The organism is Sedimentitalea todarodis (genome assembly GCF_032595355.1).
GTDB lineage: Bacteria > Pseudomonadota > Alphaproteobacteria > Rhodobacterales > Rhodobacteraceae > Sedimentitalea > Sedimentitalea todarodis.
Genome location: NZ_JASMWN010000003.1, coordinates 275,778 through 291,999 on the forward strand (window position 1 = coordinate 275,778; position 16,222 = coordinate 291,999).

At 57.6% G+C, this 16,222-nt stretch carries 11 protein-coding genes and 2 tRNA genes; 7 read left to right on the top strand and 6 right to left on the bottom strand.

Going from position 1 to position 16,222, the window contains the following annotated elements:
• Window positions 1-32: 32 nt before the first annotated feature.
• The 3 genes from QO231_RS06125 to QO231_RS06135 are packed head-to-tail and all read left to right on the top strand — an operon-like array spanning window position 33 to window position 2,964.
• The gene (locus QO231_RS06125) at window positions 33-746 is read left to right on the top strand and encodes a TRAP transporter small permease (protein WP_316774320.1); all 714 of its coding nucleotides are present in this window, start codon (window positions 33-35) and stop codon (window positions 744-746) included.
• Window positions 743-2,053 carry a TRAP transporter large permease gene (locus tag QO231_RS06130; protein WP_316774322.1) on the top strand — a complete coding sequence of 437 codons (1,311 nt, stop codon included), beginning with the start codon at window positions 743-745 and terminating at the stop codon, window positions 2,051-2,053. Before QO231_RS06125 ends, QO231_RS06130 begins: the two co-directional genes overlap by 4 nt.
• Entirely contained in the window at window positions 2,050-2,964 is a 915-nt protein-coding gene (locus tag QO231_RS06135) for a hypothetical protein (protein WP_316774324.1), read from the top strand. Before QO231_RS06130 ends, QO231_RS06135 begins: the two co-directional genes overlap by 4 nt.
• A 24-nt stretch (window positions 2,965-2,988) precedes the next feature.
• Here the strand turns inward: QO231_RS06135 and QO231_RS06140 are convergent, their stop codons facing one another.
• The gene (locus tag QO231_RS06140; protein ID WP_316774326.1) at window positions 2,989-3,249 is read right to left on the bottom strand and encodes a hypothetical protein; all 261 of its coding nucleotides are present in this window, start codon (window positions 3,247-3,249) and stop codon (window positions 2,989-2,991) included.
• Window positions 3,250-3,693: 444 nt separating this feature from the next.
• Window positions 3,694-3,769 (bottom strand) — tRNA-Val (locus QO231_RS06145).
• Window positions 3,770-4,557: 788 nt separating this feature from the next.
• Between QO231_RS06145 and QO231_RS06150 the strand changes: the two genes are divergently transcribed.
• The 4 genes from QO231_RS06150 to QO231_RS06165 are packed head-to-tail and all read left to right on the top strand — an operon-like array spanning window position 4,558 to window position 11,922.
• Window positions 4,558-6,567 carry a class I SAM-dependent DNA methyltransferase gene (locus tag QO231_RS06150; RefSeq protein ID WP_316774328.1) on the top strand — a complete coding sequence of 670 codons (2,010 nt, stop codon included), beginning with the start codon at window positions 4,558-4,560 and terminating at the stop codon, window positions 6,565-6,567.
• Window positions 6,564-7,880: a restriction endonuclease subunit S gene (locus tag QO231_RS06155; RefSeq protein ID WP_316774330.1), complete on the top strand. Its 1,317-nt coding sequence runs from the start codon at window positions 6,564-6,566 to the stop codon at window positions 7,878-7,880. Before QO231_RS06150 ends, QO231_RS06155 begins: the two co-directional genes overlap by 4 nt.
• Window positions 7,877-8,932 carry a restriction endonuclease gene (locus tag QO231_RS06160; protein ID WP_316774331.1) on the top strand — a complete coding sequence of 352 codons (1,056 nt, stop codon included), beginning with the start codon at window positions 7,877-7,879 and terminating at the stop codon, window positions 8,930-8,932. The genes QO231_RS06155 and QO231_RS06160 overlap by 4 nt, the downstream gene beginning before the upstream one ends.
• Window positions 8,929-11,922, top strand: a complete 2,994-nt coding sequence (locus QO231_RS06165) for a type I restriction endonuclease subunit R (RefSeq protein ID WP_316774332.1) — start codon at window positions 8,929-8,931, stop codon at window positions 11,920-11,922. Before QO231_RS06160 ends, QO231_RS06165 begins: the two co-directional genes overlap by 4 nt.
• A 309-nt stretch (window positions 11,923-12,231) precedes the next feature.
• On the opposite strand, the gene QO231_RS06170 is transcribed toward QO231_RS06165, so the two are convergent.
• The 4 genes from QO231_RS06170 to lon all read right to left on the bottom strand — a co-directional run bounded on the left by QO231_RS06170 (window position 12,232) and on the right by lon (window position 16,047).
• Complete coding sequence (locus QO231_RS06170; RefSeq protein ID WP_316774334.1) at window positions 12,232-12,960, bottom strand: hypothetical protein; 729 nt, start codon at window positions 12,958-12,960, stop codon at window positions 12,232-12,234.
• A 119-nt stretch (window positions 12,961-13,079) separates the two neighbouring features.
• Window positions 13,080-13,154, bottom strand: a tRNA-Val gene (locus tag QO231_RS06175).
• A 13-nt stretch (window positions 13,155-13,167) separates the two neighbouring features.
• On the bottom strand, window positions 13,168-13,512 hold the full coding sequence (locus tag QO231_RS06180) for an HU family DNA-binding protein (protein WP_316774336.1): 345 nt from the start codon (window positions 13,510-13,512) through the stop codon (window positions 13,168-13,170).
• A 120-nt stretch (window positions 13,513-13,632) separates the two neighbouring features.
• Window positions 13,633-16,047 carry an endopeptidase La gene (lon, locus tag QO231_RS06185; protein WP_316774337.1) on the bottom strand — a complete coding sequence of 805 codons (2,415 nt, stop codon included), beginning with the start codon at window positions 16,045-16,047 and terminating at the stop codon, window positions 13,633-13,635.
• Window positions 16,048-16,222: the final 175 nt, after the last annotated feature.

Below are 16,222 nucleotides of genomic sequence, written 5' to 3' on the forward strand. Positions count from 1 at the left end.
CGCGCGCCGCATCTTTCTGCAAGGAGCACGCAATGAGCGACTGGTCCGTCTGGATGGGGCTGCCCCTTTGGGTCTGGCTCTTTGTGCTGCCCACGGCGCTGGTCGTGCTTTGCGCAATCCGCCCCGAGACAGCGCAACACCTGCTATCTCCAGTCTGGTCCCTGCTCGACCGGCTCTACCTGCTCAGCGGCGCGATTTCCGCCGTGTTCCTTGTGCTGATCCTTGTGATCATCGTGTTGCAGATGATGGCGCGCTGGAGCAGCATCGCCTTTCCCGGCTCGACCGAATTCGCGGGCTATGCAATGGCGGCCACTTCCTTCTTTGCACTGGCCTATGCGCTCAACCGTGGTGCGCATATCCGGGTGTCGATCTTTCTCAATCTCAACCCGTTCACCCATCGCTGGCTCGACCTGTTCGCGACCCTGATCGCCGCGATCACCGCCACCTACTTCGCGCGCTACGCGGTCAAGACCAACCTGTTTTCCAAGATTCTGAACGACCGCACGCAAGGACAGGACATGGTACCCGAATGGCTGTTGTCGGTCTTTGCCATGGTCCGCACCGCACCGGGCCAATGGGGAGACCTGTGGGCGCAAACCGGCAGCGAATGGGTGTTCACCCCTGTCTGGCTGCCGCAACTGCCGATGTCGATCGGCACCATCCTGCTCGCCGTCGCGCTCTGGGACAATCTGACCCGCATGGCCGCCACCGGCCAAAGCCGCATCCGATCGGAGGCCGTGGAATGAGCGAGCTGTATGCAACGATCATCTTTCTCTTCGTGCTCTTCGCGCTTCTGGGAAGTTCAGTCTGGATCGGTCTCGCCCTGATGGGAGTCGCCTGGGTGGGGATGGAGCTGTTTACCAGCCGACCCGCCGGCGACGCGATGTTGACGACAATCTGGACAGGGGCCTCAAGCTGGACCCTGACCGCCCTGCCCCTGTTCATCTGGATGGGCGAGATTCTCTATCGCACCCGGCTCTCTGAAGACATGTTTCGCGGGCTTGCGCCCTGGATGCGTGGCCTGCCTGGCGGGCTCTTGCACACCAATATTGCCGGATGCACGATCTTTGCCGCCGTCTCGGGGTCGTCAGCCGCCACCCTGACAACGGTAGGCAAGATGTCGATCCCGGAACTGCGCGCGCGCGGATACCCGGAATACATGATCATCGGTACGCTCGCCGGGGCCGCCACGCTGGGCCTGATGATCCCGCCATCGCTGACGCTCATCGTTTACGGCGTCACCATCAATGAATCGATCACCAAGCTGTTCATGGCCGGAATCATTCCGGGTCTTGTACTGGCGGGGCTCTTCACCACCTACATCATCGGCTGGCACTATCTGCGCAAGTCCGAACACGCCCGGCCCGAACCGGAACTATCCTTGCGCGACATGCTGCGCGAGAGCCGGTTCCTGATCCCGGTTCTGATGTTGGTTTCGCTGGTGATCGGGTCGATGTATTTCGGATGGGCCACAGCAACCGAGGCGGCGGCGGTGGGGGTGCTCGGCGCGCTTCTGCTCGCCGGTGCGCAGGGGTCGCTGACATGGTCGACCTTCCGCGAAAGCCTGATGGGCGCAACCGCGACCTCGGCGATGATCGCCCTGATCCTGATGGGCGCCTCGTTCCTGTCACTTGCCATGGGCTTTACCGGCTTGCCGCGCGCACTCGCAGGCTGGATCGACCAGATGGAGTTGTCGCCCGTGGTGCTGATCGTGGCACTCACCCTGTTCTACATCCTGCTCGGGATGTTCCTTGATGGAATATCCTCGGTCGTGCTGACCATGGCGATCGTTGAACCGATGATCCGCCAGGCCGGCATCGACGTGATCTGGTTTGGAATCTTCATCGTGGTGGTTGTTGAAATGGCGCAGGTAACGCCGCCCATTGGATTCAACCTCTTTGTGCTGCAAGGCATGACCAACCACGAAATCTCCTATATTGCCAAGACCGCGATCCCGATGGTCTTGTTGATGATGGTCATGGTGGTGATCCTGGTGGTCTGGCCGGAACTTGCCACCTGGCTGCCCGAGAACATCCGCCAGTCACCTGGATGAGCCTGCCCGACCCATTGCTGCTGGCCACACGTTACGCGCGGCCGGTCTTGGTGGCCGGACTGGCGGCAGGCATCGCCTTGCCCGGCCCTGCTCAAGTCCTGTCAGGCTGGATACCCGAGATGGTCGTGATCCTGCTGTTTCTGGGTGCGCTGCGCCTGTCGCCAACGGATTTACGGGCGCTTGGCAGCGGCCTGCCCCGTGCGGCGTGGTTTGTGCTTGTCGGTCAGCTCATGCTGCCAATGACCGTGCTGGCGATTGCCTTTGCCCTTGGCGCGGCACAGTCCCCGGTGACATTGGCGCTGGTTCTGCTTGCCTGTGCACCGCCCATCGTCAGCAGCCCGAACATCGCCGCCATCATGCGGCTCGATGTCCCGACCGCCATGCAACTCATGGTGTTGGGCAGCGTATTGCTGCCCGTGACCGTGCTGCCAGTCTTCTGGTTCATGCCCGCCCTTGGTTCCGCCGAACAGATCCTGGGCGCGACCCTGAGGCTGGTTCTGACCATCCTGCTGGCCGGCGGCGGTGCGCTCCTGTTGCGGCGCATCGCGTTCACCGACACCGGCCCGCAAACCCTACAACGGATCGACGGCCTGTCCGTCCTTGCGCTGGCGATATTCGTCATCGCGCTCATGGCGTCTGTTTCGGACGCCATCGCCACAGCACCTGCAACCTTCGTTTTCTGGCTGGTGATCGCCTTTGCCGCAAATTTCGGCACCCAGATCGTCATGCTTGGCCTGGGGCGCGATCCGGTCTCGGGCGCGCGCGCGTTTGTCGCCGGTAATCGCAACGTATCGCTTTTTTTCGTGGCGTTGCCACCCGAGCTCACCGCCCCACTGCTGGTCTTCCTGGGCTGCTACCAATTGCCCATGCTGCTGACCCCGGTCTTGCTGGCGCGCCTCTACCGACACTAGGCCAACATGCCGGGGTCGACTTGTTCAGATCCCCAGCGAAACGCTGGCCCCGGCACCGCAGAACCACAGTCGCTCACCATCGAGCACCTTCATTGCCCGGCTCTGATACGGCAAGAGCGGATGTCCCTGCGCCGCGCTCAGCGATGGCGCCGCATCAGAACTCGTCAGAACCCAATTGACGACACGCCCACTGGTGTTGCTGAGAATAACATCGGTTTCACCGCTGGAGGTATACCGGTTCGCGGCATTCCAGTCGGCCAATAAACTGTAGGCTGTTGTGGCCATATCATATCCTTCGGATCAATGCCCCAATTGGGCGAAAAACTGGCTAAGAGCGCGCAAATGCTATCCGCGCGACATCGGGCATTGATGTATCAGGGGCATGTTTATCGGCGGCCTAAACGGTGGAACGACAGATTAACCAACAGTTTACCCTGTCCCGGGTCGAACTTGGCTGACGCCGTGCCGGTCGATGTCCGTGTCAAATTCCGTGACGCCGACAGCCGCATGGTCCAGAATTTCCTGATTGCTGTCGTGGATCGCCTCAACGGCTTTCCGGACGCGGTTCCGATGGCCTTTGCCGCTCGGTCGCCTATTCACTTTCGCCAGCGTCCACATCTCCGTTTATAAGAGACATCTGTAGCGTCTGAATGCAGCGGAAACATTTGCAAACGGCAAACAACTGCTCACAACAGACGCGTAAGCACTTGATACATTGTAAAGAATTCATGGTGGGTGATGAGAGGCTCGAACTCCCGACATCTTCGGTGTAAACGAAGCGCTCTACCAACTGAGCTAATCACCCGTGACGATGCATTTACGAAAAGCCGCAGGTGCGCGCAAGCCCTTATGACAGCATTATGCTCTCGCCGTTGCGAATGTGGTTTCCGCCCCTTGCTCGCCGCTCAGGTCTGCAAGAAACGCCTTTGCCCGACACGCGGATGTGCAATGCCCCTCGCGATTCCATTCGCTCGCGCCATGACACTGGACCAGCAACTCGGGCAAGGACATGCCAGACCCTCAACAGAAATGGGCGCCGCCCATGGCTGCGCCCCGAAATCTGGTGGGTGATAAGAGATTTGAACTCCTGACATCTTCGATGTGAACGAAGCGCTCTATTGCCCTGCATGTATCGTCACTGTCATCACACGCCGACAAACGCCATTTGATTTCAGTGAGTTATGTATCGCACAGTGCGCGCACATGTTCAACATGCCATGCACCGCTGCAAGGTGCATGTTGCGTTTGTGTGTGACAAGCGAGTGACAAAAACGCTGATGATGCTGACCAAACACACACGCATCGCTGCAGATGCTGTGACATTGTCACGAGTTGTGCGTTGTGCGTTACCGACTGACCCCACCACCCGCACTGCAACACTCCCCCCGCCGAAATCCAAACACGGGGTAGTTGAAGTGCGGTGCTGGCGGGAGAGATGTCATCCGCGTCCCCCGACGTTCATTTGGTGCGGTGTAGTGATGTCGCGAACACGCATGCGATTGACTGGCAAACACTTGCGCGAGTTTGTAATGTCGGCTCAACCTTGCGACGAAACCGCACAGACAACACAACAAACTATAGTGAGGAGGATCGATGGCCGATCCGAAGGTAAGCAGTCTCAGTTCTTTCGTCTGGTCCATCGCGGACATACTGCGCGGCGACTTTAAGCAGTCCGAGTACGGCAAGGTGGTGCTGCCGTTCGTTGTGTTGCGTCGTCTCGACTGCATTCTCACCGCGAGCAAACAAGCAGTGCTCGACGCAGAGAGCAGTTTGCCTGACGGTGTCGACGATGCGACGCGGGACATGGTGCTGTTCGGTGCTGTCGGCGGTGACGTGAAAGTGTACAATCTGTCGCGCTTCACATTCGACACGCTCAAAGGTCAAGACGCGGGTCAACTGCATGAGAACCTGATCGACTATGTCACCAACTTCTCGTCCAATGTGCGCGACATCTTCCTCGACAAGTTTCTGTTCACCGATCAACTGAAGCGACTTAAGGAAGGCGGCATACTGTGGAACGTTTTTGAGCGTTTTACCGAGATTGACCTGCACCCCGACACCGTGTCGAACATCGAGATGGGATATCTGTTCGAGGAACTGATCCGCAGGTTCTCAGAGATTTCGAACGAAACCGCAGGTGAACATTTCACGCCTCGTGAGGTGATCCGCCTCATCGTCGATCTGATGATTGCAAATGACGACGCCAAGCTTACCGGGCGCGGCATCATCCGGCAAGTGTATGACCCCGCATGCGGAACGGGTGGTATGCTCGCGCTAACTGAAGAGGCACTGAAGGACTTCAACCCGTCGATCCGTGTTGAACTCTTTGGGCAGGAACTCAACGGCGAAAGCTACGGCATCTGCAAGTCCGACATGCTGGTGACGGGCCACGATCCAGAACAGATCGCGTACGGCAACACACTGACGCAGGACGCACACGCAGCGAAGCACTTCCACTACATGCTCAGCAATCCGCCCTATGGTGTTGACTGGAAGAAGTATGCCGAAACGATCAAGGACGAAGCTGCAGAGATGGGTCACGAAGGCCGGTTTGGTGCTGGCCTGCCGCGCATCTCGGACGGACAGTTGCTGTTCCTGCAGCACATGATCGCCAAGATGCGTGACGATGAAGCCGGATCGCGCATTGGTATCGTCATGAATGGCTCGCCTCTGTTCACAGGCGGCGCGGGTTCCGGCGAAAGTGAGATACGTCGCTGGATGCTTGAGAACGACTGGGTTGAAACCATCGTCGCACTACCGACGGACCTGTTCTACAACACCGGCATCCAAACCTACGTGTGGTTGCTGACGAACCGCAAACCCGCCGCCCGTCAAGGCAAGGTGCAACTGATCGACGCCAGTGGTGAGACCTTCTGGAAGTCGATGCGCAAGTCGCTCGGCTCGAAACGGCGCGAGATACCGGACGAAGCACGTGATGAGATCGTGCGCATCTACTCCAGTTTTGCGGATGCTGACGAGGAAGTGTCGAAGGTGTTCGATACGACTGACTTCGGGTATCGCGAAGTGCGTGTTGAGCGTCCGCTGAAGCTGAACTTCCAAGCCTCAGACGAACGGATCGCAGGTTTGGCCGATGAGAAGGCGTTCATGAAGCTGGGTGAGCATGAACGTGACGCCATCGAAGCAGCTTTGCACGCCATGCCCGACGAACTGATCACCAACCGCACGCGGTTCGACGACGGTTTGACACAGACGTTCAAGGCGGCGGGCATCAAAATCGGTGCACCGGTGAAGAAGGCGATCATGTCGGCGCTTTCGGAGCGTGATGAAGACGCAGACATCTGCACCGACAAGAAGGGCAGCGCCGAAGCTGACAGCGACCTGCGCGATCATGAACTGGTGCCACTTGGCGAAGATTGGCAGGAGTATGTCGCACGAGAGGTCTCGCCGTTCGTGCCCGATGCATGGGTGGATGAGACGCACCGAGACGCAAGCGACGGAGAAGTCGGACGTGTTGGCTACGAGATCAACTTCAACCGATACTTCTACAAGTACGTACCGCCGCGCCCACTTGAAGAGATCGACGCCGAACTGAAGTCACTCGAAGCTGAGATCGCAGGGTTGTTGAAGGAGGTTGCAGCGTGAGCGGTCGCATCAAAGACAGCTTTCCTCAAACGAGTAGCCTACCGCGCGCTCCCATCCGCTTGGGCCTGTGCGCACGTATCTACTCAGGCGGCACGCCTGACAAGAACAACGAAGAGTTCTGGACTGACGGTGATCTGCCTTGGATCGGTTCAGGCGAAGTTAACCAGTCACTGATCATGCAGCCTACCGCGCACATCACGGAGCAAGCGGTTCGGGGAAGTGCTACTAAGCTGTTTCCGCAAGGATCGCTGGTCATGGCGCTGGCCGGTCAAGGCAAGACTAAGGCAACTGTCGCTCAGATGGGCATCGACGCTTTCGGGAACCAGTCTTTGGCATGTATCGATGACTACAAGGGCCACAACCGGTATCTCTTTTGGTGGCTTCGGTCGCTCTATCGCGAGATACGTGGTCTTTCCAGCCAAGACACTCGAGACGGTCTCAACCAGTCGATGCTCGGGCAGATACCAGTCCCGGACATCGACCTCGACACGCAGAAATCCATCGCAGACTTCCTCGACCGCGAGACCGCACGCATCGATCAGTTGATCGAGAAACGGGACCGGTTTGCTAGTTTGGTTCGCGAAGCGCGCGATGCACGCATCGCAGTTTCTTTGGTTGGGCCTTCAAGCATGGAGCCCAACTCGCGTTGGTTGGCTCGGTTGCCCGAAGGCTGGTTGGCTCAGCGCGCGAAAGTCCACTTTCGGGAGAGACAGGAGCGCTCTGCGACAGGAGATGAAGAGCTTCTCACCGTTTCGCACTTAACCGGTGTTACAAGGCGATCAGAGAAAGATGTGAACATGTTCCTCGCCGAGAGCAACGAGGGATACAAGGTCGTCTATCAGGGCGACATCGTCATAAACACAATGTGGGCATGGATGGGTGCGATGGGAGTTAGCCCTGTGCATGGCATCATCAGCCCCTCGTATGGCATCTACCATCCAGTCTCGGCAGCACTGCTGCCTGAGTACGTCGAGCGTTTGATCAGATCGAAGCCTTTCGTTGCTGAAGCCACCCGCCGTAGCAAGGGTATCCACTCATCGAGGCTGCGTCTTTATCCCGATGCATTCCTAGACATGCTGCTACCCATCCCCCCCATAGATGCGCAAGAAGCGCTACTTGCTGATCTGAATTCGCGCATCGACACAGAAGATCGGTTGTTGTTGAAGAACGAAGAAGCACGCGCCCTGCTGCTTGAGTTTCGATCCGCGCTGATCACCGCCGCCGTCACCGGTCAGATCGATGTCACAACATGGGGTAAGCAAGGCAGCACCGACCGTCGCCTCGATCAGATCGAAGAGGAGATGTCGGCATGACACAACGACTTTGGCTTGTACGTCTTGGCAGACACGGTGAGCGTGAAGACGCGGCCCTTGAGAACAACATGCTTGGTATTGGGTTCAGCTTAGCGACGGACCTGTCTGCAGCGACGGACCGCGAAGCAATCCTTGAACACATTGTTGCGGCGCACCCGAACGCCAAGACCGGGACGCAACGCAACTACGCCGCACAGGTCAACCAGTTCGTTAACCGCATGCAGGTTGGTGACATCGTCGTATCACCGCTGAAGAAGCAGGGCGGCATCGCGATTGCGGAAGTTACCGGTCCATATGTGTATGACGGATCGGTCACTGGCCCGACGCGACCTGTGAAGTGGCTTCGCACAGATGTGCCGCGCGACACGTTCAAACAAGACCTTCTCTACAGCTTCGGTGCGATTATGACGGTGTGCGAAGTCAGTCGTAATGATGCTTTGAGCCGCGTACTCAGCGTAGCAAACGGTGGCACTGATCCGGGTCACGGCGCGACACCTGACTTGCCTGTTCAAGCGATATCTCCTGACGATAACGGTGGTGAGGCAAGTACGCAGTCTGTCGACCTGTCTGAGATTGCACGCAATCAGATCGAAGCGCGCATATCTAGCATCTTCACCGGTCACGAGTTGACGGCACTTGTTGCCGCTATCCTTGAAGCGCAGGGATACGTTTCGCATGTGTCACCGCCCGGTCCGGATGGTGGTTATGATATCGTTGCAGGGCGCGGCGCGCTTGGCTTCGATGCGCCTCGCCTAGTTGTGCAGGTGAAGTCAGGCAACATCGTTGTAGATCACCCGACATTGCAGAGCCTTAACGGGCTTATCCAAGACGCGAGTGCGGACCATGGCCTGATCGTCAGTTGGTCTGGCTTCAAGCATACCGTGCGGAAAGAGACGAACCGGCAGTATTTCCGGGTGCGGTTCTGGGGGCGCGATGAACTCATCGACGCTTTGTTGAGTGTGTACGTTGACTTGCCCGAAGACATTCGTGCCGCCTTACCACTCAAGCGCATCTGGACCTTGGTGCCGGAAGACGATGAGGACGCCGGATGACGACGCATACTGCTCAGAGCGCGCACAAAGAGTTCGTTGTTCAGCAACACCTCATAGATAAGTTGATCAATGGCGAAGGCTACGTCGAGCGCGATCCGGCCACGCATTACGACCGGAAACGGGCGATAGACACCGGGCTTCTCGTCCAGTTCTTGCAATCCACCCAGCCTGACGAATGGGCCAAGCTGGTCGCGCACTACGCGACCTCTGCTGAAGACACTCTCTTCAAGCAGCTTGAGAAAGAGTTGAAGGCACGTGGTGCGCTCGACGTGATGCGCAACGGCATCAAGATTGTTCCTGGCATCAAGTTCGCGCTCTGCTACTTCCGCCCCGCAAGTGCTCTGTCGCCGCAGCGCGTGGCTGAATACAAAGCCAACATTCTAAGCGTGATGAAGGAGGTTGAATACAGCGAGAAGCACGGCAATCGGCTCGATATCGCGCTGTTCGTCAACGGTCTGCCCATCGCGACAATGGAGGCAAAGAACACGCTGACCGGCACCACGTTCAAGCATGCTGAGAAACAGTACAAGGCTGACAGATCACCCGCAGGCGAGCCGCTTCTGACGTTCAAGCGTGGCGCATTGGTCCATTTCGCGTTCGACGAAGACAATGTGTCGATGACAACGCGCCTCGCGAACGGGAAGACGCGTTTCTTGCCGTTCAATCGCGGTCGCGATGGCGGCGCAGGCAACCCAGATGTCGCGGGCGAGTTCCGCGTTGCATACCTGTACCATTCAGGTGACTGGGGCAAAGCCATCTTCTCGCGTGAGGTGGTGCTCGATATCATCGGGCGGTTCATGCACCTCGAACGCAATGGCAAACAGGACGTGCTGATCTTCCCACGTTTCCAGCAACTCAGCGCTGTTCGAAAGTGCATCGCGCATGCTGGTGCATATGGTACCGGACACAACTACCTCATCCAGCACTCGGCCGGATCAGGAAAGTCGAACACCATCGGTTGGCTCGCGCATCAAACAATCAATCTTCACGACAGCGCTGACGAAGCGGTGTTCAACACGGCGATCATTGTGACAGATCGCATCGTGCTCGACCGCCAACTTCAGGCGACCGTGTCACAGTTCGAGCAGGTTGCCGGTGTCGTCAAGAAGATCGACGGGACATCAAATCAGTTGAAGGAGGCGATTGAGAAAGGTGCGCGGATCATCATCACGACGATCCAGAAGTTCTCGACGGAACACCTAGAGGCCATCAGCGGACAAGGAAAGCGCAAGTTTGCTGTCATCATTGACGAGGCACACAGCAGTCAATCTGGTAAGGCCGCGCAATCCATGTCGCAGGCACTGACGCGCGAAGCTGACAGCAGCGACGATGTAGAAGACATCATTGCCGCGTATCAGAAGAGCCGTGGGCCGCAGCCGAACATCAGCTTCTTTGCGTTCACAGCGACACCTAAGAACACAACGATGCAGCGTTTCGGCTCCGTCGGCGCAGGTGGCCTGCCCCATCCGTTCCACACATACTCGATGCGTCAGGCTATCGAAGAAGGTTTCATCCTCGACGTGCTGCAGAACTACATGACCTACAAGGCGTACTATGAACTTGAGAAGGCAATCGATGACGATCCAACGCTGAGCGGGCGCAAAGGTCAGCGCAAGGTCGCGCGGTACGCGTCACTGCATCCGACCGCTATCGGACAGAAGGTCGAAGTGATTGTCGAGCACTTCCGTCGTCACGTGATGAAGGAACTGAACGGTCAGGCGAAAGCGATGATCGTCACGCAAAGCCGAGAACATGCGGTGCGCTACTTCCTCGGTTTGAAGAAGTACATCGAAGACCAAGGCTACAATGATTTGAGAGCGCTCGTAGCGTTCTCGGGTTCGCTCGATGTAGACGGTGTCACGTATACAGAGCCTGATTTGACAGGCTTCGCAGAGAGTGAACTGCCGAACCGGTTGGATGGCGTTAAGAAGGACGGCACCCCGTACCCCGAGCAGTATCAAATCCTCATTGTCGCCGAGAAGTACCAGACCGGGTTCGATCAGCCGAAGCTATGCGCGATGTATGTCGACAAGAAGCTGGCAGGATTGCAGGCGGTGCAAACACTGTCGCGTCTGAACCGGATCAGACCTCACAAGCAAACGTTCGTGCTCGATTTCCAGAACACCATCGAGGACATTCAAACCGCATTCCGCCCTTACTTCGAGGTCACATCGCTCGAAGCGATGACTGATCCGAACCAAGTATATGAACTTGAAAGTCGCTTGATGACTTTCGGCTACCTCGACAAGCAGGAAGTCGAACGGTTCGCGACGACTTTCTTCAAAGGCGCGTTGACTGGTGCGGATCGCGCCGCGCTGCAGGGCTTGGTGAAACAGACAATCGCACGTTTCGAGGTAGATGATGATGAAGGACGGCAGGAAGAGTTCCGGCAACTGTGCCGCAGCTATCTACGTTTCTACACGTTCATTGCGCAGGTGATGAACCTTGGTGACACCGACTTGGAGAAGTTGCACGGATACTTGGCTTGGCTCGTGCGGATGCTGCCGGATCGTGAAGTGCCGCCAGAGATCGAGGTGACCGATGACATGCTGTCGCTGCAGAAGTTCAAGATCGAGGAGAAAGAACGCGGTAATGCAGCGTTGTCACCCGGCGATCATGAAGCGCTGAAAGCTATCGAAGAGTTTGGCGCGAAGCCATACACCGAAGACGAACAGAAGGAACTGTCTGAGATTGTGAAGGCGTTCAACGAACGTCACGGCACTACGTTCTCAGAAGCAGATATGATCCGGTTCGAGCAAGTAAATCTCGACATCATGACCGAAGACCTGACCGAGATGTTGAAGAACAACCCGCCAGATGTTGTGTTCAACGCATACTCGCAGGCATTCTTCGCAAGTGCAGTGCGCATGTTCCAGCGTGAAACCGAGATGCGGAACATCATCATGACGGACCAAGAAGCGCGGGACAAAGCGATACGGCATTTCTTCAACAGAGCGATGCGAGAAGCACGGGAAGATAGCGCGGCATAGGTGCGCGTCACAAAGCACCACTCGATTGCGAGTGTATCTTTGCGGATTGTCACACATTTCATTGCGTGTGCATTGCGTTGAAACATTGGTTGAACCGGGCACACGCTTCACTGCGATTGCTGCGATACTGCCCGCGCCAACATGAAGCCCGCGAGGTTGGCACTATAGTATCCAGTGCACACGTCGCTGCTGCGTCCGAGATACGTAAAGCCGACACTTGAGAGAGCCTACGCTCCTCCAACCGGTAAAACGCTTCGACATCGGCCCGATGCGCGCCGCGTGCAGCTCTTCTTCTCGCTTGCCGGTTGTTCATGCGTCGGTCTCCAACTTGTTGATGCCTGCATCGTTGTCAGTTTCTGTAGCTTCGTCCGTTCGTTCGATAACGACAGGTTCATGCCGGACATCGCGCGCGCTGTCGGACGGGAAATAAACCTCGTCATCGGTCCGTTGCGCTTCCATGAGCCGCAGCAACGGCTTCAACAACGGGGTGCGTTGGTCGCTGACCGCATCAAGCAATGCCTGCCATTCACCTTGCTGCAGCCTGCGCTCTCTTCTATTGTCGATCTTCGGCCTACGTACCTGCCGCGCTGGATTTCCGTCGGGCAAATGCTGCCCCCAATCACTGCAAGCGATGTCGATGGCATGTTGTAGCCAGCCTAGTTCGCGCACGACCGTCGCAGGCTTCACATCTTCAAGCCGAAGATCGCGATACTTGGCTACACGTGCTGGCGTAACCTTATCCAGCCTAACAGGTGCGAGGTTCGACCGCAGGAACCCGTTGATCGCGTACCGCTCATTATCCGCGCACCGTTTGGTGCTTGTAATCGTATCCCGGTACCGCTCAAGCACCTGTGCCAAAGTCATACATTCGGTTGTAGGTATTGATGTGTTCTGTAGTTCTCCACGTTCCGCTTGCCGCTCAGTATTTCGCGACCAGCTCACCGCGTCCGCGCGTTTAGTGAATGTGCGGGATGCAGTCTGTCCGTTGCAGCGAACCTGCACCTGCCACTTACTGCCGCGTTTCCTGATAGTTGCCATAACCCGTGTCTCCAATGCTAGGAGGCGTTCGGTGTGACGTGTGTGTGACAGGCAACGACAGGCAGTGACAGACTTCTCGCGCAGACCGCGCGCAAGTCACTGATTTACAAGAAGGGCTTTGGTGGGTGATAAGAGATTTGAACTCCTGACATCTTCGATGTGAACGAAGCGCTCTACCACTGAGCTAATCACCCGTGAGGCGGGGTATTACCCGTCCTGCGCCGTCTCTGCAAGAGTGCTTGTGTCGTTTGAAGCGTTCGTGCTCTGGCGCAGCTTGCAAACCGTGACCCGGCCATTGTGTTTCTCGACCGTGCGGTTGATGCGCAGCTTGCCAAAGGGTTGCAGGTTCAGTTCTCGACCCTCGGCGATGGATTCTCCCAGAACCGCGAGCATCGCCTCGACAACCGGCTTGGCATCTTTCTTCTTGATGCCCGAGCGGATGACCACGAGGTCAACGAGCTCTTTCTTTTTCATCTCGTTTGACGCCGACTCGGGTTCAAAGGCCGCTTCGGTCACGTCGTCGACGGCTTCGGTCGAACTGGAAATTGTCATATACGGTTACCTTTCATGTGCTCCGCCGCGCCGAGATTCTATCGGATCCCCCGAACGAAGGCCAGTGACGCAAAAAGGGCGGCCCGATACCGAACCGCCCCTGTCTTCTGTTGCCTGACATCAATGCGCCCTGGCGGTCGAATTGTCATCTGACGGAGCGAGCGCGGCACGTGCTGCGGCGGCTTCTTCCTCGGCCGCCTCGTCCCATTCAATCGCTTCCGGTTGCCGCACCAGCGCATGTTTGAGAACCTCGGACACATGCTTGACCGGGATGATCTTCAACCCGTCCTTCACATTGTCGGGTATCTCGGCCAGGTCCTTCTCGTTCTCTTCGGGGATCAGCACGGTCTTGACGCCACCACGCAACGCCGCGAGCAGCTTCTCCTTGAGACCGCCGATCGGCATCGCGTTGCCCCGCAGACTGACTTCGCCGGTCATGGCAATGTCCTTGTGCACCGGGATCTGGGTCAGCACCGACACGATCGACGTGACCATGGCCAGACCGGCACTTGGCCCGTCCTTTGGCGTTGCCCCGTCGGGCACATGGACGTGAATGTCGATCCGGTCAAACCGTGGCGGTTTCACCCCGATTTTCGGACTGATCGAACGCACATAGCTGCTGGCCGCGTCGATGCTCTCCTTCATCACGTCACCCAGCTTGCCGGTGGTCTTCATCCGCCCCTTGCCCGGCAGGCGCAGCGCCTCGATCGGCAGCAATTCGCCCCCGACGCTGGTATAGGCCAGCCCGGTCACAACTCCGATCTGATCCTTCTGCTCGGCCAGACCATAACGGTACTTGGGCACACCAAGGAATTCGTTCAGATTGTCAGGCGTCACAGTGACGCTCTCTGCCTCGCCCTTGATGATCTTGGTCAGGCTCTTGCGGGCCACCTTGGCGATCTCGCGCTCCAGGTTCCGCACTCCGGCTTCGCGGGTATAGGTGCGGATGATGTCGGTCAGCGCCCCGTCGGTCAGTTCGAATTCCTTGACCTTCAGCCCATGGTTCTTGACCTGCTTGCCGATCAGATGCTGCTTGGCGATCTCGCGCTTTTCATCCTCGGTGTATCCAGCCAGCGGAATGATCTCCATCCGGTCCAGGAGCGGACCCGGCATGTTATAGCTGTTGGACGTGGTCAGGAACATGACGTTGCTGAGGTCATATTCGACTTCCAGATAGTGATCCATGAACGTGTTGTTCTGCTCCGGATCCAGCACCTCGAGCATCGCGCTCGCCGGGTCGCCTCGGAAATCCTGGCCCATCTTGTCAATCTCATCGAGCAGGATCAGCGGGTTGGTGGTTTTGGCCTTCTTCAGTGCCTGAATGATCTTGCCTGGCATCGAACCGATATAGGTGCGGCGGTGACCGCGGATTTCGGACTCGTCACGCACCCCGCCCAGGCTGATGCGAATGAACTCGCGCCCGGTCGCACGCGCAACCGATTTGCCAAGACTGGTCTTGCCCACGCCCGGCGGGCCGACCAGACACATGATCGGACCTTTCATCTTCTTGCTGCGCTGCTGTACGGCCAGGTATTCGACGATACGTTCCTTGACCTTATCAAGGCCATAGTGATCGTCATCCAGCACCTTTTGTGCCTTGGCCAGATCCTTTTTGACACGGGACTTCACACCCCAGGGGATAGAAAGCATCCAGTCGAGATAATTGCGTACAACGGTGGCCTCGGCGCTCATGGGGCTCATGTTCTTGAGCTTCTTGAGCTCCGCCTCGGCCTTTTCGCGCGCTTCCTTGCTGAGCTTGGTCTCGCCAATCTTGGCTTCCAGCTCGGCGATTTCGCCTTCGCCTTCCTCGCCATCGCCCAATTCCTTCTGAATGGCCTTCATCTGCTCATTCAGATAGTATTCCCGCTGGGTCTTCTCCATCTGGGTCTTGACGCGGGTCTTGATCTTTTTCTCGACCTGCAACACGCTCAGTTCGCCCTGCATCAGGCCATACACCTTCTCGAGTCGCTCGCTGATCGACAGGGTTTCCAGCAACTCCTGTTTCTGGGCGACCTCGATCCCCAGGTGGCCCGCCACCAGATCCGCCAGCTTGGCAGGCTCGGTCGATTCCCCAACGGCGGCAAGGGCCTCTTCCGGGATGTTCTTGCGCACCTTCGCGTAGCGCTCGAACTCGTTACCAACCGAACGTACAAGCGCCTCGGTGGTGGTCACGTCCCCCGGCATTTCGGTCAGATACTCCGCCCGCGCCTCGAAAAAGCTGTCGTTCTCGAGGTATTCAGTGATCCGCACACGCGCCTGTCCCTCGACCAACACCTTGACGGTGCCGTCGGGTAGCTTCAGCAGTTGCAGGACGTTGGCCAGCACGCCGACCGCGTAGATGCCATTTGTGTCGGGATCGTCCTCACTGGGCTCGATCTGGCTCGACAGCAATATCTGCTTGTCATCCGCCATCACCTCTTCCAGCGCGCGCACTGATTTTTCCCGACCAACGAACAATGGCACAATCATATGGGGGAACACCACGATGTCGCGCAACGGCAGCACCGGATAGGATGAATTCAGGGGATCTTGCATGCTCTGTCCTTATCATTGGCAAGATGGCACTCGCCCCGCTTTGCGGCAACGCCCGGCCATCTCCGATCTTCGGTGTTCAAGGTGGGGCCTTCCCCCGCCGATTCAACCTCTACACATCTCTGGGCCGTCACAATGACGTGGGCGCCTGCCGAGGGCAAGGCGTCAAATGGATCGG